General features: G+C 65.7%; 20 protein-coding genes and 1 riboswitch. Of the genes, 9 read left to right on the forward strand and 11 right to left on the reverse strand.

Annotated elements, in window-relative coordinates:
- Positions 1-900, reverse strand: a complete 900-nt coding sequence (locus EAH73_RS06115) for a YDG/SRA domain-containing protein (protein WP_140465599.1) — start codon at positions 898-900, stop codon at positions 1-3.
- 9 nt (positions 901-909) lie between these two features.
- A complete protein-coding gene (locus EAH73_RS06120; protein ID WP_140465600.1) occupies positions 910-2148 on the reverse strand; it encodes a M16 family metallopeptidase in 1239 nt (412 codons plus the stop codon).
- Between the two features lie 58 nt (positions 2149-2206).
- Between EAH73_RS06120 and EAH73_RS06125 the strand changes: the two genes are divergently transcribed.
- Positions 2207-3445, forward strand: a complete 1239-nt coding sequence (locus EAH73_RS06125; RefSeq protein ID WP_140465601.1) for a TonB family protein — start codon at positions 2207-2209, stop codon at positions 3443-3445.
- Positions 3446-3520: 75 nt separating this feature from the next.
- Here EAH73_RS06125 and EAH73_RS06130 read toward each other — a convergent pair whose 3' ends face one another.
- The gene (locus tag EAH73_RS06130; RefSeq protein ID WP_140465602.1) at positions 3521-4576 is read right to left on the reverse strand and encodes a glycosyltransferase family 9 protein; all 1056 of its coding nucleotides are present in this window, start codon (positions 4574-4576) and stop codon (positions 3521-3523) included.
- 118 nt (positions 4577-4694) lie between these two features.
- Positions 4695-4788: riboswitch (SAM riboswitch) on the forward strand.
- 385 nt (positions 4789-5173) lie between these two features.
- Between EAH73_RS06130 and EAH73_RS06135 the strand changes: the two genes are divergently transcribed.
- A complete protein-coding gene (locus EAH73_RS06135; RefSeq protein WP_140465603.1) occupies positions 5174-5716 on the forward strand; it encodes a carboxymuconolactone decarboxylase family protein in 543 nt (180 codons plus the stop codon).
- A 314-nt stretch (positions 5717-6030) separates the two neighbouring features.
- On the opposite strand, the gene EAH73_RS06140 is transcribed toward EAH73_RS06135, so the two are convergent.
- Positions 6031-6228 (reverse strand): hypothetical protein, encoded by a 198-nt coding sequence (locus tag EAH73_RS06140; RefSeq protein WP_140465604.1) that lies wholly within the window; start codon positions 6226-6228, stop codon positions 6031-6033.
- 156 nt (positions 6229-6384) lie between these two features.
- Here EAH73_RS06140 and EAH73_RS06145 point away from each other — a divergent pair, with 156 nt between their 5' ends.
- The gene (locus EAH73_RS06145; RefSeq protein WP_140465605.1) at positions 6385-7674 is read left to right on the forward strand and encodes an aminopeptidase P N-terminal domain-containing protein; all 1290 of its coding nucleotides are present in this window, start codon (positions 6385-6387) and stop codon (positions 7672-7674) included.
- An 84-nt stretch (positions 7675-7758) separates the two neighbouring features.
- On the opposite strand, the gene EAH73_RS06150 is transcribed toward EAH73_RS06145, so the two are convergent.
- The 3 genes from EAH73_RS06150 to EAH73_RS06160 all read right to left on the reverse strand — a co-directional run bounded on the left by EAH73_RS06150 (position 7759) and on the right by EAH73_RS06160 (position 10594).
- Complete coding sequence (locus tag EAH73_RS06150) at positions 7759-8328, reverse strand: DUF4252 domain-containing protein (RefSeq protein ID WP_140465606.1); 570 nt, start codon at positions 8326-8328, stop codon at positions 7759-7761.
- Positions 8329-8407: 79 nt separating this feature from the next.
- On the reverse strand, positions 8408-10039 hold the full coding sequence (locus tag EAH73_RS06155; RefSeq protein WP_140465607.1) for a hypothetical protein: 1632 nt from the start codon (positions 10037-10039) through the stop codon (positions 8408-8410).
- A gap of 144 nt (positions 10040-10183) precedes the next feature.
- A complete protein-coding gene (locus EAH73_RS06160) occupies positions 10184-10594 on the reverse strand; it encodes an EVE domain-containing protein (RefSeq protein ID WP_140465608.1) in 411 nt (136 codons plus the stop codon).
- A 132-nt stretch (positions 10595-10726) separates the two neighbouring features.
- On the opposite strand from EAH73_RS06160, the gene EAH73_RS06165 reads away from it, so the two are divergent.
- The gene (locus EAH73_RS06165) at positions 10727-11437 is read left to right on the forward strand and encodes a pirin family protein (protein ID WP_140465609.1); all 711 of its coding nucleotides are present in this window, start codon (positions 10727-10729) and stop codon (positions 11435-11437) included.
- Positions 11438-11541: 104 nt separating this feature from the next.
- Positions 11542-12600 carry an LLM class flavin-dependent oxidoreductase gene (locus tag EAH73_RS06170; RefSeq protein WP_205012965.1) on the forward strand — a complete coding sequence of 353 codons (1059 nt, stop codon included), beginning with the start codon at positions 11542-11544 and terminating at the stop codon, positions 12598-12600.
- Between the two features lie 71 nt (positions 12601-12671).
- Here the strand turns inward: EAH73_RS06170 and EAH73_RS06175 are convergent, their stop codons facing one another.
- The 4 genes from EAH73_RS06175 to EAH73_RS06190 form a co-directional block, all read right to left on the reverse strand.
- Positions 12672-13163 (reverse strand): thioredoxin family protein, encoded by a 492-nt coding sequence (locus tag EAH73_RS06175; RefSeq protein WP_140465610.1) that lies wholly within the window; start codon positions 13161-13163, stop codon positions 12672-12674.
- 30 nt (positions 13164-13193) lie between these two features.
- Positions 13194-14600 carry an MFS transporter gene (locus EAH73_RS06180; RefSeq protein ID WP_170214071.1) on the reverse strand — a complete coding sequence of 469 codons (1407 nt, stop codon included), beginning with the start codon at positions 14598-14600 and terminating at the stop codon, positions 13194-13196.
- 64 nt (positions 14601-14664) lie between these two features.
- On the reverse strand, positions 14665-16557 hold the full coding sequence (locus EAH73_RS06185) for an alpha-amylase family glycosyl hydrolase (protein ID WP_140465611.1): 1893 nt from the start codon (positions 16555-16557) through the stop codon (positions 14665-14667).
- 145 nt (positions 16558-16702) lie between these two features.
- Positions 16703-17107, reverse strand: coding sequence for a hypothetical protein (locus EAH73_RS06190; RefSeq protein WP_140465612.1), 405 nt, complete (start codon positions 17105-17107; stop codon positions 16703-16705).
- 113 nt (positions 17108-17220) lie between these two features.
- Here EAH73_RS06190 and EAH73_RS06195 point away from each other — a divergent pair, with 113 nt between their 5' ends.
- From EAH73_RS06195 to EAH73_RS06210, 4 genes are read left to right on the forward strand one after another with little or no spacing between them, the layout of a single operon-like run.
- A complete protein-coding gene (locus EAH73_RS06195) occupies positions 17221-18981 on the forward strand; it encodes a helix-hairpin-helix domain-containing protein (protein WP_140465613.1) in 1761 nt (586 codons plus the stop codon).
- Between the two features lie 14 nt (positions 18982-18995).
- Positions 18996-20054, forward strand: a complete 1059-nt coding sequence (locus tag EAH73_RS06200; protein WP_140465614.1) for a glycosyltransferase family 9 protein — start codon at positions 18996-18998, stop codon at positions 20052-20054.
- A 25-nt stretch (positions 20055-20079) separates the two neighbouring features.
- On the forward strand, positions 20080-20346 hold the full coding sequence (locus tag EAH73_RS06205) for a UBP-type zinc finger domain-containing protein (RefSeq protein WP_140465615.1): 267 nt from the start codon (positions 20080-20082) through the stop codon (positions 20344-20346).
- 50 nt (positions 20347-20396) lie between these two features.
- Positions 20397-20753: a hypothetical protein gene (locus EAH73_RS06210; protein ID WP_193560185.1), complete on the forward strand. Its 357-nt coding sequence runs from the start codon at positions 20397-20399 to the stop codon at positions 20751-20753.
- Positions 20754-20799: the final 46 nt, after the last annotated feature.

The raw sequence follows: 20799 nt of genomic DNA on the forward strand, positions 1-20799 counted from the left end.
TTATTTTTGCCCAGCGTTGGCTTGCGGTTCGTAGAAATGGGCCCGGTGGTAAGCCAGAAATTCAGCACCGATGAGATGCTTTTTTTTGATAATGAGCTGCCCGGGCAATCCCAGTAGCTGAAAATCGGGAGCAATGCCAAAGGCACCTAGATCAAATAAAACGTGGTGGTTGGCGCACAAGCACAACACGTTGGCCAACGCATCGGGGCCGTGGTGCGGGGCCCCCAGCGGCCGGATGTGGGCGGCCTCGGCGTATGGCAGGCCCCCCCGCAGCTGCACCCCGCATACTTGGCAGTGGTAGTCGTGCAGTGCCTTTACCGCGCGGCTGATGGCCGTGTCGCGCACGATGCGCAGCACCGTGCTGGCCCGGCGCGGCGCGGACCCGTAGGCCGCCATTTCTTCGGCCACGGCAGAAACCGCCGCTGCTGCATCAGGGCTAGGGGCCCCATCGTTGGGGAGCAGTTCCAGCCGGAAGCGCCACACGCGGAGGCCCGATTTGCCCGGCTCTGCCCAATACCCCGCCACGCGGTAGAGGCCGTCGTAGCGGTAGAAGCTGCCGTTGCGGGCTTCCACTTTGCGCGTCACGCGCAGCGGCAGGCCGGTGGTATAGTTGCGCGCCAGCTCCAGGTTGGAGCCCGTCAGGGTTTGGTCGGCCACCTGCTGGCGGCTCTCGGCGCTGCGGCCCCCGCGGCCGGTGTAGATGATGACGTCGCCAAAATCCTCGTCGTCCTCGTAGCCGCCCGACAGCACGATGGAGGCCGCGCCCTCGCCCTGCCGGGCGCTGATGCCAGCCTGCGTTTGGGTGTGCACGCCCGCGCCGTATAGCTCCAAGCGGTTGCGGAACTCGTGGCCGGGCGCCACGCCGGCCAGGGGCCCAAACACGAACGGGAGCTTTGCCATCGCGCCGCGCTACTTCTCCTCCGGCAGGTATTGCAGCACGCTCAGGTGCTCCTCGGTGAGCAGCTCGTTGGCCATGTCGCGCAGTTGGGCGGCCGTCACGTGCTCGATCTGGCCGAAGATTTCGCTCAGCGGCTCCACGCGGCCCAGGTCGAGGGTGCTCTTGCCGAGCAGCTGCATCAGGCCCGAGTTGCTTTCCTCGCTCATGGCGAGTTGGCCCATGAGCTGGTTTTTGGCCACGTGCAGCTGCGTGGTGGTCAGGGTTTTGTCGCGCAGCAGCTTCAACTCCTTCTGCACCAGGCCCAGGGTGCGCTTCACCTGCCGGCCCTCGGTGCCGAAGTAAATGCCGAACATGCCCGTATCGGTATAGGGCGAGTAAGTGCTGTCGATGGTGTACACCAAGCCGTACTTCTCGCGCACGGCCAGGTTGAGGCGCGAGTTCATGCCGGGGCCCCCGAGGATGTTGTTGAGCATGAAAAACGGGATGCGGCGGGCGTCGGCCAGCGGGTAGGCGGTGCCCCCCACCAGGCAGTGAGCCTGCGTAATGGGCCGGCTTTCGAGCTGCGTTTTGCGGGCGTAGGGCCCCACGCCGCGGCGGGCCCGGGGCCCCAGCCGCGCCGGCAGCGGCGCCAGAAACTTGTCGGCCAGCCGCTTCACGTCCTTAAACGACAGGTTGCTGACCGAGCTGAACACCAGCCGGTCGGTGCGCACGTTCTCGTTGTAAAAGGCGTGGAAATCGTCGGACGAGAAGCCGCTCACGCTCTCGCGCGTGCCCAAGATGTTGACGCCCAGCGGGTGCTCGCCAAATACCACCGTGTCGAAGTCGTCGATGATGGCGTCCTCCGGCGCGTCCTGGTACATGCTCATCTCCTCCAGAATCACGCCGCGCTCCTTCTCCAGCTCGCGGCCGGGGAAGGTGGAGTTGAAGGTGAGGTCCGTGAGCAGCTCGAAGGCGCGCTCGAAGTGCGTGCTGAGCAGCGTGGCGTAGAAGCAGATTTTCTCCTTGGTAGTGTAGGCGTTCAGCTCGCCGCCCACGGTTTCGAGGCGGTTGAGGATGTGGAACGACTTGCGCTTGTGGGTGCCCTTGAAGGCCATGTGCTCCCAGAAGTGGGCCAGCCCCTGCTGGTGGGGGCCCTCGTCGCGCGAGCCCACGTCGAGCATAAAGCCGCAGTGCGCAATTTTGGTGTGCAGCACCTGCTTGTGCAGCAGCCGGATGCCGTTGGGGTACTCGTGGATATCGTAATCAATCATAAGGACCACAAAACTACCGCCGCCGGCCGGAGGTTTCCGGCGGGTTTAGTTTTGGCGCATGATTACACAACTTGCTTGGGGCCCCCGGCTTGCGGTGGCGGTGGCCTTGCTGGCCCCCGCGGCGGCCACGGCCCAAAAACGCCCCGCCGCCCCGCCGCTGGAGCTGCTTTACCCCGTCACCAACCCCATGCCCCAGCTGCCGGGCGGGGCCAGCTCGGCCCAGGCCGTTGAGGCCGCCATTCGGGCCAAGCTCACGTACCGGCCCGCGGTGCCGGTGGTGCCGCTGAAGTTTTACAAGGCGGAAGTAACCTTCACCATTGGCCCCGACGGCCGGGTGCGCGACGCTCGCGCGTTCACCGAGCAGGAAGAGGCCTTTGGCAAGGCCGTGGTGGCGGCCGCCAGCGGGCTGCCGCGCTTCGCGCCCGGCCGCAAGGAGGGCCAGCCCGTGCCGGTGCGCTACACGCTGACGGTGGGCCTGACCGAGCCGCGCGAATCCCACCCGGACACCGGCGGCTACCGGATGCCGCCCGACTGGCCCGACGTGGAAAAGTGGGTGCCCGTGCCGCCCCGCCTGCCCACCGGCGAGCCCTTCCACACCGCCATGTACGCCGACCTGACCCGGCACCCGCTGCTGCCCCCGGGCGCCGCCGTGCCCCCGGAAGAAGGCATCGGGCCTCGGCTGGCCTTTACCGTTGACAAAACCGGCCGCATCACCGACGTGCTCTCGGTGGGCACCTGCGACCTCGCCCACGACCGCGCCATGCTGGGGGCCCTGGCGCGCCTGCCGCGCTACGAGCCGGGCCGCAACGGCGACGGCCAGCCCGTGGCGGTGCGTATCGAAGCGGGCGTTTCGTTTCCGCCCCCCGGGGCACCGGCCATCCCGCCGGCGCCGCTGCTGCCCACTGCCGCGCGCTCGGTTCCGGCCGCCGCTGGGGCCCCCGCGCCCGGGCCGGCCCCCTCCGACCCCAACAAGGTGTACATCTACGTGGAGCAAATGCCCCAGCTGCCCGGTGGCGGCGGCAACCTAGCCATTTACGAGGCCATCCGAGCGCGCACCGTGCTGCCGCCGGGCGCCGGCGAAAAGTGCCAGGGCCGGGTGTCCGTCAGCTTTGTAGTGCGGGCCGATGGCCGGGTGACCGACGCCAAAATTACCAACGGCCTGGATGCCGCCTGCGACGCCGCCGTGCTGGCCGCCGTGCGGCAATTGCCGCGCTTTGTGCCGGGCATGCAAAACGGCCAAGCCGTGGCCGTGTCCTTCGCCATGCCGGTGCTATTGCCCGCTGCCGCCAAAAATTAGGGCCCCGGGCAACAGCGTGCAAGCAATGGGCCGTTTAGAGTTGCGCGATTAACACACCGGCCAACTAACTGCCAATCAATCGGGACGCACCTCCAGCGGGGCCAGCAGCTGCTCTACCTTGATGGTGTGGGCGCAGCGGAAATGCCCCAGCGGGCAGGCCCCGTGCCCGTGCAGGCCGCAGGGCCGGCAGTCGAGCCGCTCCTCGGTTTCGACCACCGCGGCGGCCGGCCCCAGGGGCCCAAACCCGAAGTCGGGCACGGTGCTGCAAAACACCGCCACTACCGGGGCCCCCACCGCCGAGCACAGGTGCAGCGGGGCTGAGTCGTTCACGTAGTTTAGCTGGGCCCCGCGCATGAGGGCGGCCGAGGCCAGCAAACCCAGCTGCCCGGCCAGGCTGACGACGTTGGTGCGGCCGCTGTTCACGGCCAGGCGGTCGCAGGCGGGCACGTCGGGCGGGCCCCCCAGCAAGTACACCGGCAGGCCGGGCGGCAGGGCGGCCAGCAGCTCCAGCCACTTGCTTTCGGGGTACTGCTTGGTGAACCACACCGATGTGGGCGCCAGGCAGATGTAGGGCCCCCGGGCGGCATAGGGCGCGGCGGCGGCCTCGTCGGCCGGGGTGGGGTAGAGGCGCGGGGGCAGGCGCGGCAGGCTGGCCGGGCGGGGGCCCCGGCGCTGGTGCCGCGGGTTGGTGCTGCGCGAGGGGGCCACCAGGGCCAGGTTGCGCTGCACCTCGTGGGTGCCGTTGCCGATGACGTGGGGAACGCGCCGCGTGAACCATCGGCTGAACGGATTCTCGGCAAAGCCCACCCGCTCGGGGGCCCCCGAAAACGCCGTGAGGAACCCCGTGCTGGCGAAGCGCTGCAGCGTGACGACGCGCCCGTAGCCGCCGGCCCGCACTTGCTGGGCCAACTGCCAGAGGCTAGCGTACTTATTGTGTTTTTTGTCCCAGACAAGCACCCGCCGGATGTGGGGGTGGCCCGTCAGCAGGGCCTCGTTGCCGCGCCGCACCAGCACATCCACGGGCGTGGCGGGCTCGTGCTGGGCCAGGTACTCCACCAGGGAAGTGGCCAGGATCACGTCGCCGATAAACGCCGTTTGGATGAGGAGGATGGGCGCGGGGGGCTGGGGCATGGCGGGCGGGCAGGGGCCCCAAAACTACGGGCCCCGCCGCCCTTTGCCCAATCCTTGGTTTGGAAAAGTCAAAACCAGGGCCTTACATTTGGCACAGCAGTTCTTTCTGAAAGGATTGTTTTTATAAAGAGGCGCGGAGAGACAGGCTCGACGAACCGCCGGCAACCCCCAGCTACCCGCTGGCACGGTGCCAATTCCTGATCATATAAAAACGAATTGCCATGCGCCCCCTCTTTCCCCCATCCGGTACCCTTCTGCGCGCTCCCTTGGCTTCGGCCCGGCGGTGTTGCGGCGCGATGATGCCCGGCCGGGGTTGTTGAGGCCGCTCAACTTTCCCCGGCTTCTGGCGCGGGCCCGTGGGCCGCGCCCCCAGTGCCGCCGCGGCTAGCGGCTCACCCGTCTAGCGGCCCTTTTTTCTTACTTGTGGGTAGTTGATGCGTCCGGCTCGCCAGGCTGGCCGGTGCGCGTCGTCGCGCCGGGCCAGCCGGCGGCCAGTACCGGGGCAACTGCTTGTGAGTGAAGAAAAAGGCGAACGAAATACACGGTAAATCCAACCATTCGCACATCTCCAACTTCTCACATCAGCACATTTTTCTCATGCCCCACCTCGAAGTATTGCCCCGCGCCCAGGCCCCTGCCGCCGCCCAGCCCACCTACGACGGCCTGCACGGCAAACTGGGCTTCGTGCCCAACCTCTACGCCACCTTCGCCCACTCGCCGGCGGCCCTCAACGGCTCCATCGGCTTCGGCGCGGCCCTGGCCAAGGGCGAGCTGGACGGCCGCGAAATTGAAACCATCTACCTCGCCGCTTCCGAAGCCAACGCCTGCGACTACTGCGTGGCCGCCCACACCAAAGTGGGCCAGCTCCAGGGCCTGAGCGAAGCCGAAACCCGCGGCGCGCGCACCGCCAGCACCGGCGATGCCAAGCTCGACGCCGTGGCTGCCCTCACCCTCGACGTGGTGGCCAGCAACGGCCGCCCCGCCGCCGAGAGCCTCGAGCGCTTCTTCGCCGCCGGCTACAGCAAGGCCGCCTTGGTAGAGCTCATCGGCTTCGTGGCCCTCAACACGTTCAACAACTACGTGCAGCACATTGCCCAAGTGCCCATCGACTGGCCCGCCTTGCAAGAGCAGGAGGCGTAAGCCACTGCCGCTTTAAAGCAAAACAGGGCGCCTCCCCGGCCGGGGAGGCGCCCTGTTTTGTTGCCTGCTAACTTCAAGAAACCTGCTCAGATAGGATTGAGGCTTGCAAAAAAGACCGTTTTTTAGCCCCAGCGGGGCGGCCCGGCGGTAGAAATCTAGGGAGGGTAAGTAATAAAGCCCCGTAGGGGCGACCCAACGTCATTGTAATTGGTTGGGTCGCCCCTACGGGACTTTGTCTTTCTAAATCAAGCCGGTACCACCGACGGGCAATCCCGCTGGGGCTAAAAAACGGCAGCTTTGCGGACTTCCCATATTCAAACCGCTTTGCCGGCCGCTGCTTGCTTTTGCATGGCCAGCCCCAGCGCCACCAGCAGCCCCAGCGCAATAATGAGGCCCGCCGTGGCCGCGGCAATGCGCCACGGTTGGTGCATGGCCAGGGCGTGCAGAAAACCGCGCAGCCCGAACAACACAAACAACGAGTTCAGGACCAGCGGCAAAGCAAATTTTTTCATGGGAGGCGGCGCACGGCGGCGGGGGAAAGCAAGAGCCGTTTGCACTAGCAACTTACTACTGGTTTGGCAAACGCCCGGGGGCCCTAAGCCGCCCGCTGGGGCCCCAGCACCCGCCGCGCCGCTAACTTGCGGCCCCTAACCCACCTCACTCCCGCTATGCGCTACGCCCCCCTGGCCCCCGAGCTTTTTGTTGAGAACCGCCGCCGCTTCCGCGAGCTGCTGCCGGCCAATTCGTTGGCCATTTTCCAGTCCAACGACATCATGCCCACCAACGCCGACGGCTCAATGGGCTTCCGGCAGAGCAGCGACTTGTACTACCTGGCGGGCGTTGACCAGGAGGAAAGCATCCTCGTGATTGCGCCCAACGCGCGGCTCGAAAGCCACCGCGAAATCTTGTTTTTGAAGGAAACATCTGACCTGATTTTGGTGTGGGAAGGCCATAAGCTGACCAAGGAGCAGGCCCGCCAAAACTCGGGCATTCCCACTATTATGTGGCTGGAGAGCTTCAAAACCGTGCTGCCCGCGCTGATGAACGAGGCCGAGCAGGTGTACCTGAACGCCAACGACCACATCCGGGCCGTGGTGGAGGTGGAAACCCGCGACGCCCGCTTCATCAAGGCCATCCAGGCGCAGTACCCGCTGCACACCTACCGCCGGGCCGCGCCGCTGCTGCACGGGCTGCGCGCCATCAAGGGGCCCCAGGAAATTGAGGCCATGCGCACGGCCTGCAACATCACCGAAAAGGCGCTGCGCCGGGTGCTGGGCTTCGTGCAGCCGGGCGTGTGGGAATTCGAGATTGAGGCCGAAATCGTGCACGAGTTCCTGCGCAACCGCAGCCGGGGCCCCGCCTACGGCAGCATCATCGGGAGCGGCAAAAACGCCACCGTGCTGCACTATACCACCAACGACGAGCAGTGCCAGGCCGGCGACGTGATTCTGATGGACTTCGGCGCCGAATACGCCAATTACGCCGCCGACCTCACCCGCAGCATCCCGGTCAGCGGCAAGTTCAGCCCCCGCCAGCGCGAAGTGTACGAATCGGTGCTGGCCGTGATGCGCTACGCCGAAACCCAACTGCGCCCCGGCAACGAAATCGAAGCCTACCACAAGAGCGTGGGCGAAAAAATGGAGCAGGAGCTCATCAAGCTCGGCCTGCTGAAAGCTGAGGACGTGGCCGCCCAAAACCCCAACCAGCCGCTCTACAAAAAGTACTTCATGCACGGCACTAGCCACTACCTGGGCCTCGACGTGCACGACGTGGGCGCCAAGTACCGCACCTTCGAGCCGGGCATGGTGTACACCATCGAGCCGGGCATCTACATTCCCGACGAAAACCTGGGCATCCGCCTCGAAAATGACTACCTGCTCACCGCCGACGGCAACGAAAACCTGATGGCCAACATCCCGCTCGAAGCCGACGACATCGAACGGCTGATGCAGCGGTAAAAGGAGTTAAAAGTGAGGAGTTAAAAAAAGCCCGCCTAGTGATTTAGGCGGGCTTTTTTTAACTCCTCACTTTTAGCTTTTAACTCATTTTCCTGTGGCTTGCACCAGCGCCGGCAGGTACTTGCTGAGCGCCTGCACCTGGGCCTGGGTGAAATTGCCCTGCACCGACACCAGCACGAAGGAATTGGCCTCGTCGGGCAACTGGCCCACGGCGGCGAACTCCGATACCTTGTCGCCGCTGCCGCGGGTAGATACTTGGTAGCTGCTCGCCGCCGGGGCCCCCGCGCTCAGGGCGGTGTAGTTTTCGCTTTGCAGCACGCCGGCCGCCTCGGCGCGCAAGCCCTCGCGGGCCAGCGCCTGCGCCGACGATGACACCGGCAAGAAGCTGATGAACCGCGCCGACCGGATGCCCGTGATGCCGTCCGTCAGCTCGGAGCCGCCGAGCAGCTTGGCGGCCTTCACCAGGGCCAGGCGCTGGAGCAAATCGGCCGACCACGCGGTGGTGTGGAAGCCGGGCTGGCCTTCGTACTTATTGAAGAAAGCGGACACCGTGCGGGCCGGGGCCCCGCCGGGCCCGCTGGCGCGGCAACCCGCCAGCAACAGTAAACCGAGCAGGAAAAACGAGGAAAACGGGGCAATAAAGCGCTTCAGCATGACGAAAAGGCGGCAGGGAACAGACAACCCGCCGCCCGCGCCGCCTCGCAAACGCCGGGCCAACCCGCGCCCCGGGGCCCTAAAAAGCCACCGCGTTCAGGAAAAACACGTCGCGGTCGGGGGCCCCGGGGCGGCGCACGCGCTGGTAGCCGCTGGCCACGAAGCGGGTGCCAAACCAAGGCAGCAGCTCGTCGGGTTCCGAGTCGAGCACCTTATCGGGCGAGCCGGCGGGGGGCGTGAACAGGGGCACGGCCAGGTCGTTGGGGCCGGCGGCGTCGCGGTCCACCAGCTTGTAGTGCAGCTGGTCTTCGCGCAGGTAAGCCAGGGCCAGGCGGCCGTCGGGTAGCGATTGCAAGCGCACGGTTTCCTCCAGGGCGCGGCGGTGCACGTCGTTGAGCACGTAGGTGTTATCCCAGAGAAGGGCCCCGGCGCGGTCGAAACCGCAGACCACCACGTGGCTGGTTTGGTAGCCGTCGGCGTCGCGCGGGTTGCCGTAGGCGCTATTCATGCCCACGGGCATGTCGAAGGGCATGCCGGCGTAGCCGGGCAGGCCGCCGCGGCCGAAGCCCGAGCCGTAGTAGCGGTTGCCGGCGTAGGCGCTGCTGCGGTAGTGGGGGGCGTACACCTCGGCCACCAGCACGTAGCCGCCGTCGGCCTGGGGCAGCAACTCGTGCAGCAGCAGGCGGTAGCGCCAGCGCTGGGGCTCCGCGGCGGTGGCGTCGATGCGCTCGTTGCGGCGCTCCAGGCGGGCCAGGTGGGCGGGGTTGAGGTAGTCGAAAAAGTGCTTCAGCCGCCGGAAATCGTAGAACTTCAGCGATGATTGCCCCACGGCGGCCGCGCTCAGGTCGGTGGCAAACAGGCCCTGGGCATAGCCGGGGTCGCGCAGCGAGTAGGTGCCCGTGAGCAGGCGCGTGCTGGTGTCCTGGGGTGGGCTGAGCTGGGCCGTGATGAGGCTGCGGTCGCTCTGGGCCTGCACGTACTCGGAACTGACGAGCTGGCCGCGGTCGGTGAGCTGCTTGAGCTGCAGGCGGCTCTTGCGGCCGTTGGTTTGGGTGAGCACGTACTCGGCGCGGCCGGTGGCGGCGTCGGCCACGAAGCTGAGCTGGGTAGGCAGCTGCTCGTACACCGAGGGGATGAATTGCAGCCGGCCGGTGGCCACGTCCAGCAGCAGCGCCGTGAGGTGCTGGCCGTCGCTGAGCGTAACGGTGGCAAACAGGTGCCCGTCCATCGCCTTGAGGTCCACCACCTCGCGGGCCGTTTTCGTTTCGAACACCTGCGTGAGGGCCTGGCCGCCCTGGGCGTCGTAGGCCGCCACCAAAAACCGCCCGGGCACCCGCGTCGAGCCAAACAGCGCGTACACAATGCGCGGCTCGGCGCACAGGCGCACGAAGGTGAACTCGTCGGGCACCTCCACCGCCCGCTCGGTGCGCAGGCGCAGGTCGCGGTCGTACTGCTGAAACGCATACAGCGTTTCACGGCCCCCCGGCCGGTTGGGCCGGCCCAGCAGCAGCACCACCGAGCTATCGGCGGGCAGGGCCAGCACGTGGGCCTCGCTGGTGTTGGGGTCCAGGTCGAGCTCGATGCGGGCGGCCTGGGTGGGGGCCCCGGGGGGCGGGGGCAGGGGCGCGCCGCCCCGGTCTTGAGCGCGCAGGGCCCCGGCGGGGCCCAACAGCAAGCACGCTGCCAACAGCAAGTAATACAGTGTTTTCATACCCGTTCCGCTAGTAGGCCGCCCGGGGGTGGGGCCCCGGCAACGGCAGTATTTGAAAGGTACGCCCCGCGCTGCTGCTACGCAAGCCGGGGCCCTACGGCCTAACGCGGTCCGGGGGCAAGTCGTTCGGCCGGGGCCCCTGGCCTACGCCGCGCCCAAGGCCAGAATCAGGTCGAACTCGTCGGGCCGCACCGGCAGCACCGACAGGCGCGACTGCCGCAGCAGGGCCAGCTCGGCCAGGCGCGCGTCGGCCTTGAGGGCGGCCAGCGCCACCGGCCGCGCCAGGGCTGCCACCGGGCGCAGGGCTACTGCCACCCAAGGTGAGCCGGCTTCGGCGGTAGCGTCGGGAGCGGCGGGGGCGGCCACTTCGGCCAGGCCCACCACGGCCTTCTCGCTCACGCTGTGGTAAAAAAGCACCTGGTCGCCGGGCTGCATTAAGTTCAAGTTGTTGCGGGCTTGGTAGTTGCGCACGCCGGTCCAAGCCGTGCCGTCTTCTTGCAAAAAAGTGTTCCAGGAATATTTATCGGGTTCGGATTTGACAAGCCAGTAATTCATGCAGTGCGGAAGGAAATAAATTTCTATTGAAACCATGTACATACATTTAATGTATATACATTTGCGAACCGAAGCGCACCGCCCGTTGGCCGCCGCGCCCGTTCGCGCCCCAAAATTATCCCCGCCGTTCCCATGCAAACCCACCTCACCCGCGCCGCCGACCGCGGCCTCAAAGACATTGGCTGGCTGCGCAGCAATTTCACGCTGAGCTTCAGCTCCTACGCCAACCCGTTGCGTAACGGGTTCGGGCTGCTGCGCGTGTTCAACGACGACTTTGTGCAGCCCGGCGGCGGCTTTGGCATCCACGGGCACGCCAACATGGAAATTATTTCCGTGCTGCTGGCCGGTTCCATGAACCACAAGGACTCGCTGGGCTACTCGGAGGTGATTACGCCCGGCGGCGTGCAAATCATGAGCGCCGGCTCGGGCCTGCGCCACGAGGAGTACAACGTAGGCGAGGACGAGGTAAACTTCCTGCAAATCTGGATCGAGCCCAAGCTGCAAAACGTGGCGCCCCGCTACCAGCGCCGCCAGTTCCCGGAGGAAAAGCGCCGCAACCAGCTCACCACCATCGTCAGCAACGAGGAAGGCCAGGCCCACTGCTGGATCAACCAAAACGCTAAGCTTTCACTGGGCCACTACGAGCAGCCCACCGCGGTGGATTACACCTTCAAGCCGCTGAACAAGATGGTGTTCCTGTTCGTCATCAGCGGCACTGTGACCGTGGCCGGCCAGGAAGTGGGCACGCGCGACAGCCTGGGTATTTGGGACACCGACGCCATCCGCCTCGAAACCAGCGCCGACGCCCGGTTCCTGCTCATTGAGGCCCCCATCAACCACTAATCCATAATTAGTTGGGCAAGGAAGGTGCTTCGCCGCGCGCTGCATGGCGGCTTTTTTGCAGCTTTTTGCTTCTTAAAACAACAGACTTTTAATTAGATAAACCCATGAGCAATCAATTGTTAATCGGCATCGACAGCTTCGTGGCGGCGGGCACCGACCCGGCCACGGGCCAACCCATCAACCCGGCCGACCGGATGCAGCAGCTGCTGGAAGAAATTGCGCTGGCCGACGAAGTGGGCCTCGACACCTTCGGCATCGGCGAGCACCACCGGAGCGACTTCCTCGACGCGGCCCCGGCCATGATTCTGGCGGCCGCCGCGGCCCGCACCAAGCGCATCCACCTCAACAGCGCCGTGACCGTGCTCAGCGCCGACGACCCGGTGCGCGTGTTCCAAAACTTCGCCACGCTCGACCTGCTCTCGCAGGGCCGCGCCGCCCTCATCGTGGGCCGTGGTTCGTTCACGGAAGCGTTTCCGCTCTTCGGCCTCAACCTGAAAGACTACGATTCGCTGTTTACCGAGAAGCTGGACTTGCTCTTGAAAATCCGCGACAACGCCACCGTTACGTGGTCGGGCCGGCACCGGGCCCCGCTCAAAAACCAGGGCATCTACCCGCGCCCGCTGCAAGAAAAGCTGCCCATTTGGCTTGGTGTGGGCGGCACGCCCGAGTCGTTTGTGCGCGCCGGCACGCTGGGCTTGCCGCTCATGATTGCCATCATCGGCGGTGAGCCGCACCGCTTCCGCCCGCTCGTGGACCTGTACCGCGAGGCCGGCCGCCGCGCCGGCCACCCCGCCGAGCAACTGAAGGTGGGCGTCCACGTCTTCGGCTTTGTGGGCGACACCACCCAGCAGGCGGCCGACGATTTCTACCCCGGCTACGCCCAAATGTTTGCCACCATCAGCAAGGAGCGCGGCTTCCCGGCGCCCACCCGTGCGCAGTACGACGCCACCCGGGGCCCCCGCGGCGCCTTCATGATCGGCGACCCCGAAACGGTGGCCGCCAAGCTGCTGGCCGTCAGCGAGTCGCTGGGTGGCCTGGCGCGCATCTCCATCCAGATGACCAACCGGCTGCTGCCCCACGCCAAAATGCTGCACGGCATCGAGCTGCTCGGCACCCGCGTGGCCCCGCTGGTGCGCGAAGCCCTGGCCGTGGCCAAGGCCTAGAGCCACTGGCTACTAACGCAAAAAGGCCCGCGCATTTGCGCGGGCCTTTTTGCGTTCAAAACGAGGGCAGCCTACTTGCCCAGCAGCGTTTTCAGGTATGCCTCGAAGCCCGCGGGACCCCCGCTGACGTAGCCAATCTTGCCCAGGATTTTGCCGTCGGGTGCCACCACTACAGCCAACGGAAACTCGCCCTCGCGGTTAAGCTGGGCCTTGGCCGCGTCGTTGCGCTTGATTTGGTCGGGCGCGGGCTGGTTCTGGGGCTTCTGCGGGTAGTCGAAGTGGGCCAGCACAAGCCGGTCCTTGGCGTAGGCCACGAAGGCGGGCTGGGCGAACACCTCGCGTTCGTACTTCACGCACGGCGCGCACCAGTCGGAGCCCGAAAACACGGCCACGATGGGCCGATTGGTGGCCTTGGCCTGCGCCTGGGCGGCGGCCAAGTCATTCAGCCCCCAGTTGGCCACCAAGTTGCCGGGTGCGGCCTTCGCGGCTGGCGCGGTTTGGGCCCCAGCGGGTGATAAGGTGGCGGCAAATAGGGCCCCCAGCAAAGCGAAATGGAGTAACATAAGGAAATAGAAATTGTGTCGCGCCACTCGTTACGCCCGGGTAGCGGGGGTGCCGTAGCCGAAGTTTTCGGCCGGCTCGCCGGTGGTGGCCAGGGGCACGTCGTCCACGTCGTCCACCGTCAGGGTGAGCAGGCCGGCGATGATCATGGCCGCGCCGCCCACCATCAGCGTGTAAATGGACTGACCGTGGAACACGTGCTTGGTGAGGGGCCCCAGGATGAGGCCGGCCGCGCCCTGCGGCAGCACCACAAAGAAGTTGAACACGCCCATGTAATAGCCCATTTTGTTTGATGGCAAGGCCCCCGCCAGCATGGCGTAGGGCACGCTCAAGATGCTGGCCCAGGCAATGCCCACGCCCACCATCGAGAGCAAAATGTAGTGGTAGTCGTGGATGAAGTAGATCGAAATCAGCCCCAGCCCGCCCAGTACCAGGGCCAACATGTGGGTGAAGCGCCGGCTGGTGCGCCGCGCCACCAGCGGCAGCAGCAGCGCCATCACGGCCGACAAGCCGTTGTAGACCGAGAAGCACACGCCCACCCAGTCGCCGCCCTTGTTGTAGAGTGCCGAGGTGGTGTCGGTGGTGTGGAACACGTGGCTGGTGACGGCCTGCGTGGTGTAAATCCACATCGAGAACAGCGCGAACCACGAAAAAAACTGCACCACGGCCAGCTGGCGCATGGTTTTGGGCATCTTGAAAATGCCGGCAAACGACTCGCGGAAGCCGTGGGCAAAGCCGGCGGTGCGGGCCTTTTCGGCCTCAAACTCGGCCAGGTCGGCCGGCGGGTACTCGCGGGTGCGCAGCACCGTCCAGAGCACGGCCAGGAGAAATACCACGCCGCCCACCGTGAACGAGTAGCGCACCGACGCCGGAATGTGCCCCGTCGCGGCCACGTTCGACACGTGGAGCCAGTTGGTGAGCACCCAGGGCAGCGACGAGGCCACCACGGCCCCCGCGCCGATGAAAAACGTTTGGGCCCCGAAGCCCGTGGTGCGCTGCTCCGAGGGCAGCAAGTCGCCCACCAGGGCCCTAAACGGCTCCATGCTGATGTTGATGCTCGAATCCATGATCCAGAGCATGCCGGCCGCCATCCACAGGGCCGTTACGTTGGGCATGATGAGCAGCGAAATCGACGCCAAAATGGCCCCCACCAGGAAGTACGGCCGCCGCCGGCCCCAGCGCGGGCTCCAGGTGCGGTCGGAGAGGTAGCCGATGATGGGCTGCACGATGAGGCCCGTGGCGGGCGCGGCCAGCCACAGAAAGGCAATTTCATCGGTCTTGGCGCCCATCGTCTCGAAAATCCGGCTCACGTTGGCGTTTTGCAGCGCAAAGCCGAACTGGATGCCGAGGAAGCCGAAGCTCATGTTCCAGATTTGCCAGAACGAGAGGCGGGGCTTGGCGTGGGTAGAAGGGGCGGACGAGACGGCACCAGCGGCCATAGAAGTGGGTGGGATTTAGGGAGATGGGCAATGAAGATGGGGCCCGGGGGTCCCACTTCCAAATCTATTTTTTGAGTTCGACTACCATCACCGTGCGGGCGGGCACGGCCAGGGTTTTCAGGTCGGGCACGGGGGCCCCGGTCACCACGTCTTGGCCCGAGGCGAAGCCGGCGGTGCGCTCGGCGAAGCGGTTACTGTCCACTTGCTTGGCGTCCTTCGTGTTGTTGGCGATGACCATCACGCACTCGCCGGCGTCGGTGTAACGGAAGTAGGTATACACGCCGTCCTGCGGGAGGAACTGCATCAGCTTGCCGCTGCTGAGCACGGGGTGGGTTTTGCGGTAGTTGGCCAGCTTGGCCACGTAGTCGAAGGCCTCGCCGGCCTGGCCCGGGCGGGCCGCGAAGTAGTTGGTTTTGTCGCCGGCCCAGCCGCCGGGAAAGTCCTCGCGCACCTTGCCGTCGGGGTCCGAGAAGTTCTTCATCAGCACCTCCGTGCCGTAGTACAGCTGCGGCGTGCCGCGCAGCGTGAGCAGCCAGGCCAGCCCCATTTTGTACTTGGCAAAGTCCTCGCCGATCACCGAGTAGAACCGGCTCATGTCGTGGTTGTCGAGGAACGGTACGTTGCGCGTGGGGTCGGTATACATCCAGTCGCCTTGCAGGGCCCTATACAGCTTTGTCAGGTCGCCGTTGTCGCCCTTCAGCGCATCGCCGATGCCGAAGCAAACCTGAAAATCGAGCACGCCCGGCAAGTTGGACTTAAAGCCGTTGACGGGCGGGAAGATGTTCTGGGCGAAGAACGCCTGCTCGGCCTCGGTGCCTTCCCACGCTTCGCCGAACATCGCCAGCTTGGGATACTCGTCGGCAATGGCCTTGCCCCACGCCATCAGGAACTGCGGCTCCGAATACGGGTAGGTGTCGATGCGGTAGCCGTCGAGGCCGGTGCTCTCCACCCACCACAAGAAGTTCTGGATCAAGTAGGTAGCCACCAGCGGGTTGCTCTGGTTCACGTCGGGCATTGTGGTGTCGAACCAGCCGTCGTTTTCCAGCTTCCGGTCCAGCTGCGAGCCGTAGGGGTCGTTGAGGGGGTAGGCGTTGTAGTTGCTGCGCGTGAACGTGGGAAAGGCGTGGAACCAGTCGGCCGCCGGCTGGTCTAGGAACAGGTGGTGGTAGCTGCCCCAGTGGTTCAACACAATGTCCTGCACCACTTTGAGGCCCTGCTTGTGCGCGTTTTTCACGAACTGCGCGTACTCGGCGTTGGTGCCGTAGCGCGGGTCAATCTTGTAGCAGTCCGTCACGGCGTAGCCGTGGTAGCTGGCCTTGGGCATGTCGTTCTCCACGACGGGCGTGGGCCAGATGGCTGTGGCCCCCAGCTGCTTAAAGTAGCCGAAGTGGTTCTCAATGCCCTTCAAGTCGCCGCCGTGGCGGGCGTACATCGAGTCGCGGGCCACGTGGTTCACGCGGGTACCCTTCACCACGTCGTTCTTCGGGTCGCCGTTCGAGAAACGGTCCGGCATCAGCATGTACACGAAGTCAGCCTGGGTGAGCCCCTGCGTGCGGTTAGGGTCGGAATTGCGGGCCCGGAGCTCGTAGTCGTAGGTGAAATTCTTCGCGCCCTTGAATTTCAATTTGAGCTTGCCCGGCTTGGCCCCGGGCCGCACTGTGAGGTTGAGCAGCAGATAGTTGGGGCTCGTCAGCTTCTCCACTCGGTCGAGGGTCACGCCGGGGTAGTTGGGCTGCTCCACCGTGCTGCTGGCCAGGCCGGGGCCGTGCACCAGCAGCTGCACCGTGGGATTTTTCATGCCTACGAACCAGTACGTGGGGTCGATGCGGTCGATGGCCGCGCTGGTTTTTTGGCTGCGGGTGGGAGTTGGTTTGGGGGCCCCCAGCGGGGCGGCGTGCACCGCCGAAGCGGCCAGTGCCCCGGCCAAAGCCAGGGCGGATAACGGGAAAAATTTCATGCGAAGGAGCAGGTAAGCGGCGGGTAGCCCGCCGCGCCCGGCCCCGGGGCCGCCAAAAGCCGCTGGCCGGCTGGGGCCCCCAGGGCCCCGGGGGCAGCGGGCGGGAATACCAGCGAAGATAACGCCCCGGTAGCGCCAGGGGCCCCTACGGCTGCTTTAGCTTGAGCACGCCCTTTTGCAATGAGATGATTTCCAAGGTATAGTCGGGCGTTTTGCCGTCGGCCAAATGGATTTGCAGGTGGGCCGGGTCGGGGGCCGTCCAGGTGCCCTCGCGCCGGTCAAGGCCGTCGGTGGGGGCAATGTCGAACTGCGTGAAACGCCCGGCGGGGCCTACGGCGAAGCCCGTGCGGCCACGGCTGGGCGGAAACTTGTAGGTGTTGGGCCGGTACACGAGCGTGTCGCCGCTGCTTTCCTCGTTCGATTGCAGCCACGTGCCCAGCAGCTCGTCGGGGGAGGCGGGGAGGCTGTCGGCGGGGCGGCGCGGCTGGCACGTGGCGGCCAGTAGGGCCAGCGGCAGCACCGCCAGCCCGCGGAATGAAAAAAGGGCCATAAGTAAGAGGTTTAACGTAAGCAAAAAGCAACGGCGGCGGGCCCGCGGGGCCCTTGCTGGGGTCCGCAAGCTACGCCCGGCGGTACCTTCGCTCATCCAAACGACCTATTTCTGTGGACAACCGCGCCCTTACCCGCGCCTTCCGGCTGGCGGCGCAGCTCATGGAGCTGCACGACGAAAATCCCTTTAAAATTCGGGCCATCGAAGGCACCGCCACGGCCCTGGAGGCCCTGAGCTTTCCGGTGGCCGAGGTGGAGCGCCCCGGCCTGCCCGACCGCACCGGCCTGAGCAAAACCGCCGCCGCCAAAGTGGCCGAGCTGCTCGATACCGGCACGTTTTCGGACTTGCAGCGCCTGCTCGAAATTACCCCGCCCGGCGTGGTGGAGCTGCTGAAAATCAAGGGCATAGGCCCGAAGAAAATTAGGGCCCTGTGGCGCGAGCTGGGCATCGAAAGCGCCGAGCAGCTGCGCGATGCCGCCGAGGCCGACCAGGTGAGCAAGCTGAAGGGCTTTGGCCAGAAAACCCAGCAAGGCATTCTGGAGGCCCTCGAATTCACCGACCAAAGCAAGGGCAAGCTGCTGTATCCGCAGGCCGAGGAGCTGGGCGAGGCCCTGGCCCGCCGCCTGCGCGAGGCCCTGGGCACCGAGCAAGTAGCCGTGGCCGGCGAAACCCGCCGCCGCCTCGAAACCGTGGAAACCGTGGCCCTGGTGGCCGCCACCGACGCCCCCGAGAAGGCGCACGAGCTGCTCAACTCGCTCGACGGCTTGGTGCCCGTGCCGGCGCAGTCGGGGCCCTTCGCCTGGCGCGGCACCGCCGCCGGCTCGGGCGTGGCCGTGGAGGTGCTGCTGGTGGCGTCGGAAGATTTTGTGAACGAGCTGTTCCTGCACACCGCCACCGAAACGCACCTGGCCGAGCCGCTGCCCAACGCCGCCGGCCAGGGCCCCGGCCAGCCGGCCACGCTGCGCCAGTGGGCGCGCCGCGAGAAATTCGAGCGCGAAGAAGCCCTCTACGAAAAAGCCGGCCTGCAATACCTGGTGCCCGAGCTGCGCGAAGGCCTGGGCGAAATTGCGCTGGCCGCCGAAAACAAGCTGCCCCGCCTGCTCGAAGACGGCGACATCCGCGGCTCGCTGCACAACCACAGCACCTACTCCGACGGCAACCACTCGCTGCGCGAAATGGCCACCTGGCTCCGCGACCACGGCTTTGAGTACCTCGGCATCTGCGACCACTCGCAGGCCGCCCACTACGCCAACGGCCTCAGCGCCGACCGCGTGCGCCAGCAGCACCAGGAAATCGACCAGCTCAACCAGGAGCTGGCGCCGTTCCGCATTTTCAAGGGCATCGAGAGCGACATCCTCAGCGACGGGGCCCTGGACTACGCGCCCGACGTGCTGGCCAGCTTCGACTTCATCGTGGCCTCGGTGCACTCCAACCTGAAAATGGACGAGCGCAAGGCCACCGACCGCCTGCTGCGCGCCATCGCCAACCCCTATACCACCATGCTGGGCCACCCCACCGGCCGCCTGCTGCTGCGCCGCCAAGGGTATCCCATTGATTACAAGGCCGTCATCGACGCCTGCGCGAAGCACCAGGTCATCATCGAAATCAACGCCAACCCCTGGCGCCTCGACCTCGACTGGCGCTGGGTGCGCTACGCCCTCGACCAGGGCGTGCAGCTGAGCATCAACCCCGACGCCCACCACACCGACGGCTACGCCGACACCCGCTACGGCGTGCTCATGGGCCGCAAGGGCATGCTGACCAAGGAGATGACGTTCAACACCAAGTCGGTGGACGAAGCCGCCGCCTACTTCGCCGCCCGCAAAGCCGCCATCAAGCCGCCCAAGGTTTTCAAGGCCTCGCTGTTCGAATAGGGCCCCCGCGCCAGATGAAAATTCTCGTCCTCCGCTTTTCCTCCATCGGCGACATCGTGCTGACCACGCCCGTGGTTAGGGCCCTGGCGCAGCAGGTGCCGGGCGCAGCGGTGCACTTTGCCACCAAGCCCGCCTACCGCGGCCTGCTGGAGCCCAACCCGCACATCGCCAAAGTGCACGTGCTCAGCGGCTCGCTGCGCGACTTGGTGCGGGAGCTGCGGGCGGAGAAGTTCGACTTCATCGTTGACCTGCACAACAACCTGCGCACCCGGCTGCTCAAGCTGCAACTCAACGTGAAGTCGGCCAGCTTCGATAAGCTGAACGCGCAAAAGTGGCTGCTGGTCAACTTCAAGGTGGATACCCTGCCCAAGGTCCACATCGTGGACCGCTACCTGGCCGCCGCCGCGCCGTTGGGCGTGCGCAACGACGGCCAGGGCCTCGATTACTTCATCCCCGAAGGCCAGGAAATTGACCTGCGCGACTTGCCCGCGGGCTTCCAGCGCGGCTACGTGGCGGTGGCCATCGGGGCCCAGCACGCCACCAAGCGCCTGCCCGTCGAGAAGCTCATCGCGCTGTGCGCCAAGCTCAACCGGCCCATCGTGTTGCTCGGGGGCCCCGAGGACGAAAGCACCGGCCACGTCATTGAGCTGGCGTTCGACGCCGGTGCGGGCCGTGCTGAATCGCCGGCCCGCATCCCCGAAAGCCCGTACTATTTCCCGCCAAACGCGCCGGCGCGGTTTGCCAGTCCGCTCATTCACAACGGCTGCGGGCGGTACACGCTGCACCAATCGGCCTCGCTGGTGCGGCAGGCGCAGCTGGTGGTGAGCCACGACACGGGCCTGATGCACATCGCGGCAGCGTTCAAAAAGGAAATCTTCAGCGTATGGGGCAACACGGTGCCGGCCTTCGGCATGTACCCCTACAAAACTGAATTTAGGGCCCTGGAAGTGCTGAACCTGAGCTGCCGCCCGTGCTCCAAAATTGGGTTTGCGAAGTGTCCGCAGGGCCATTTCAAGTGCATGAACGACCAAGCGTTAGATTTGAACCTGCCGCCGCCCCGCGACGGGCGCTAGGGCCCCACCACCAACCCCCACCGCCATGGCCAACATCTGCCAGCACCTCAGCCAAATCACCCACATCATCCCAGATGCCAAGCACGTGTGCCCCGAGTGCGTAGCCCTGGGCGATACCTGGGTGCACCTGCGCACCTGCCAGGAGTGCGGCCACGTCGGCTGCTGCGATGACTCGAAGAACAAGCACGCCACCAAGCACTTCCACGCCACGCAGCACCCCGTCATCGCCTCCGCCCAGCCCGGCGAGCGGTGGCTCTGGTGCTATGTGGATGAGCAAATGGTGGAGTATTAGGGGCCCCAATGAAAACGGTGTGGTGCTGGCGCTGCCAGCAGGCAATGCCCATGCTGGAGCCCGACGAGGCCACGCTGGTGCGCCAAGCGCAGGCAGAAGGAATGCGCTTAGTCGAGGAAGAATACCGGCGTCGATGCCACGTATTCATTCCCATGCAGTTGGATGGTGTGGCCCGAATGCGCCAGCCAATGTTAGAGATGTACCGGTTGCTAACCGGCTTCGCGGAAACCAATCCCAATGCGGTGCGGCACCACGAAGTAGCGCAATACGGCCCGCCTTGCCCGGCGTGCCAAAAACCGCTGCGAACCCCACAGGCCCGGTTTTGTGCGGCGTGTGGCTTTGGCCAGGCCGATGTTCAGCCAGGTTCGTTGCCATTAGCTGAGCGCCGGCCCGAACTCTTTGGCTAAATGAATAAAAAAAGGGGCCCCGCTCAACGATGTTGAACGGGGCCCC

It is taken from the genome of Hymenobacter nivis, assembly GCF_006439025.1.
In the GTDB taxonomy this organism is placed as follows: domain Bacteria; phylum Bacteroidota; class Bacteroidia; order Cytophagales; family Hymenobacteraceae; genus Hymenobacter; species Hymenobacter nivis_A.

Coding starts and splice junctions, on each gene's coding strand:
- EAH73_RS06185 (WP_140465611.1), bottom strand. CDS start 16,557: ATGAAATTTTTCCCGTTATCCGCCCTGGCTTTGGCCGGGGCACTGGCC.
- EAH73_RS06130 (WP_140465602.1), bottom strand. CDS start 4,576: ATGCCCCAGCCCCCCGCGCCCATCCTCCTCATCCAAACGGCGTTTATC.
- EAH73_RS06135 (WP_140465603.1), top strand. CDS start 5,174: ATGCCCCACCTCGAAGTATTGCCCCGCGCCCAGGCCCCTGCCGCCGCC.
- EAH73_RS06205 (WP_140465615.1), top strand. CDS start 20,080: ATGGCCAACATCTGCCAGCACCTCAGCCAAATCACCCACATCATCCCA.
- EAH73_RS06200 (WP_140465614.1), top strand. CDS start 18,996: ATGAAAATTCTCGTCCTCCGCTTTTCCTCCATCGGCGACATCGTGCTG.
- EAH73_RS06150 (WP_140465606.1), bottom strand. CDS start 8,328: ATGCTGAAGCGCTTTATTGCCCCGTTTTCCTCGTTTTTCCTGCTCGGT.
- EAH73_RS06120 (WP_140465600.1), bottom strand. CDS start 2,148: ATGATTGATTACGATATCCACGAGTACCCCAACGGCATCCGGCTGCTG.
- EAH73_RS06210 (WP_193560185.1), top strand. CDS start 20,397: ATGCTGGAGCCCGACGAGGCCACGCTGGTGCGCCAAGCGCAGGCAGAA.
- EAH73_RS06125 (WP_140465601.1), top strand. CDS start 2,207: ATGATTACACAACTTGCTTGGGGCCCCCGGCTTGCGGTGGCGGTGGCC.
- EAH73_RS06175 (WP_140465610.1), bottom strand. CDS start 13,163: ATGTTACTCCATTTCGCTTTGCTGGGGGCCCTATTTGCCGCCACCTTA.
- EAH73_RS06165 (WP_140465609.1), top strand. CDS start 10,727: ATGCAAACCCACCTCACCCGCGCCGCCGACCGCGGCCTCAAAGACATT.
- EAH73_RS06140 (WP_140465604.1), bottom strand. CDS start 6,228: ATGAAAAAATTTGCTTTGCCGCTGGTCCTGAACTCGTTGTTTGTGTTG.
- EAH73_RS06160 (WP_140465608.1), bottom strand. CDS start 10,594: ATGAATTACTGGCTTGTCAAATCCGAACCCGATAAATATTCCTGGAAC.
- EAH73_RS06145 (WP_140465605.1), top strand. CDS start 6,385: ATGCGCTACGCCCCCCTGGCCCCCGAGCTTTTTGTTGAGAACCGCCGC.
- EAH73_RS06180 (WP_170214071.1), bottom strand. CDS start 14,600: ATGGCCGCTGGTGCCGTCTCGTCCGCCCCTTCTACCCACGCCAAGCCC.
- EAH73_RS06155 (WP_140465607.1), bottom strand. CDS start 10,039: ATGAAAACACTGTATTACTTGCTGTTGGCAGCGTGCTTGCTGTTGGGC.
- EAH73_RS06190 (WP_140465612.1), bottom strand. CDS start 17,107: ATGGCCCTTTTTTCATTCCGCGGGCTGGCGGTGCTGCCGCTGGCCCTA.
- EAH73_RS06170 (WP_205012965.1), top strand. CDS start 11,542: ATGAGCAATCAATTGTTAATCGGCATCGACAGCTTCGTGGCGGCGGGC.
- EAH73_RS06115 (WP_140465599.1), bottom strand. CDS start 900: ATGGCAAAGCTCCCGTTCGTGTTTGGGCCCCTGGCCGGCGTGGCGCCC.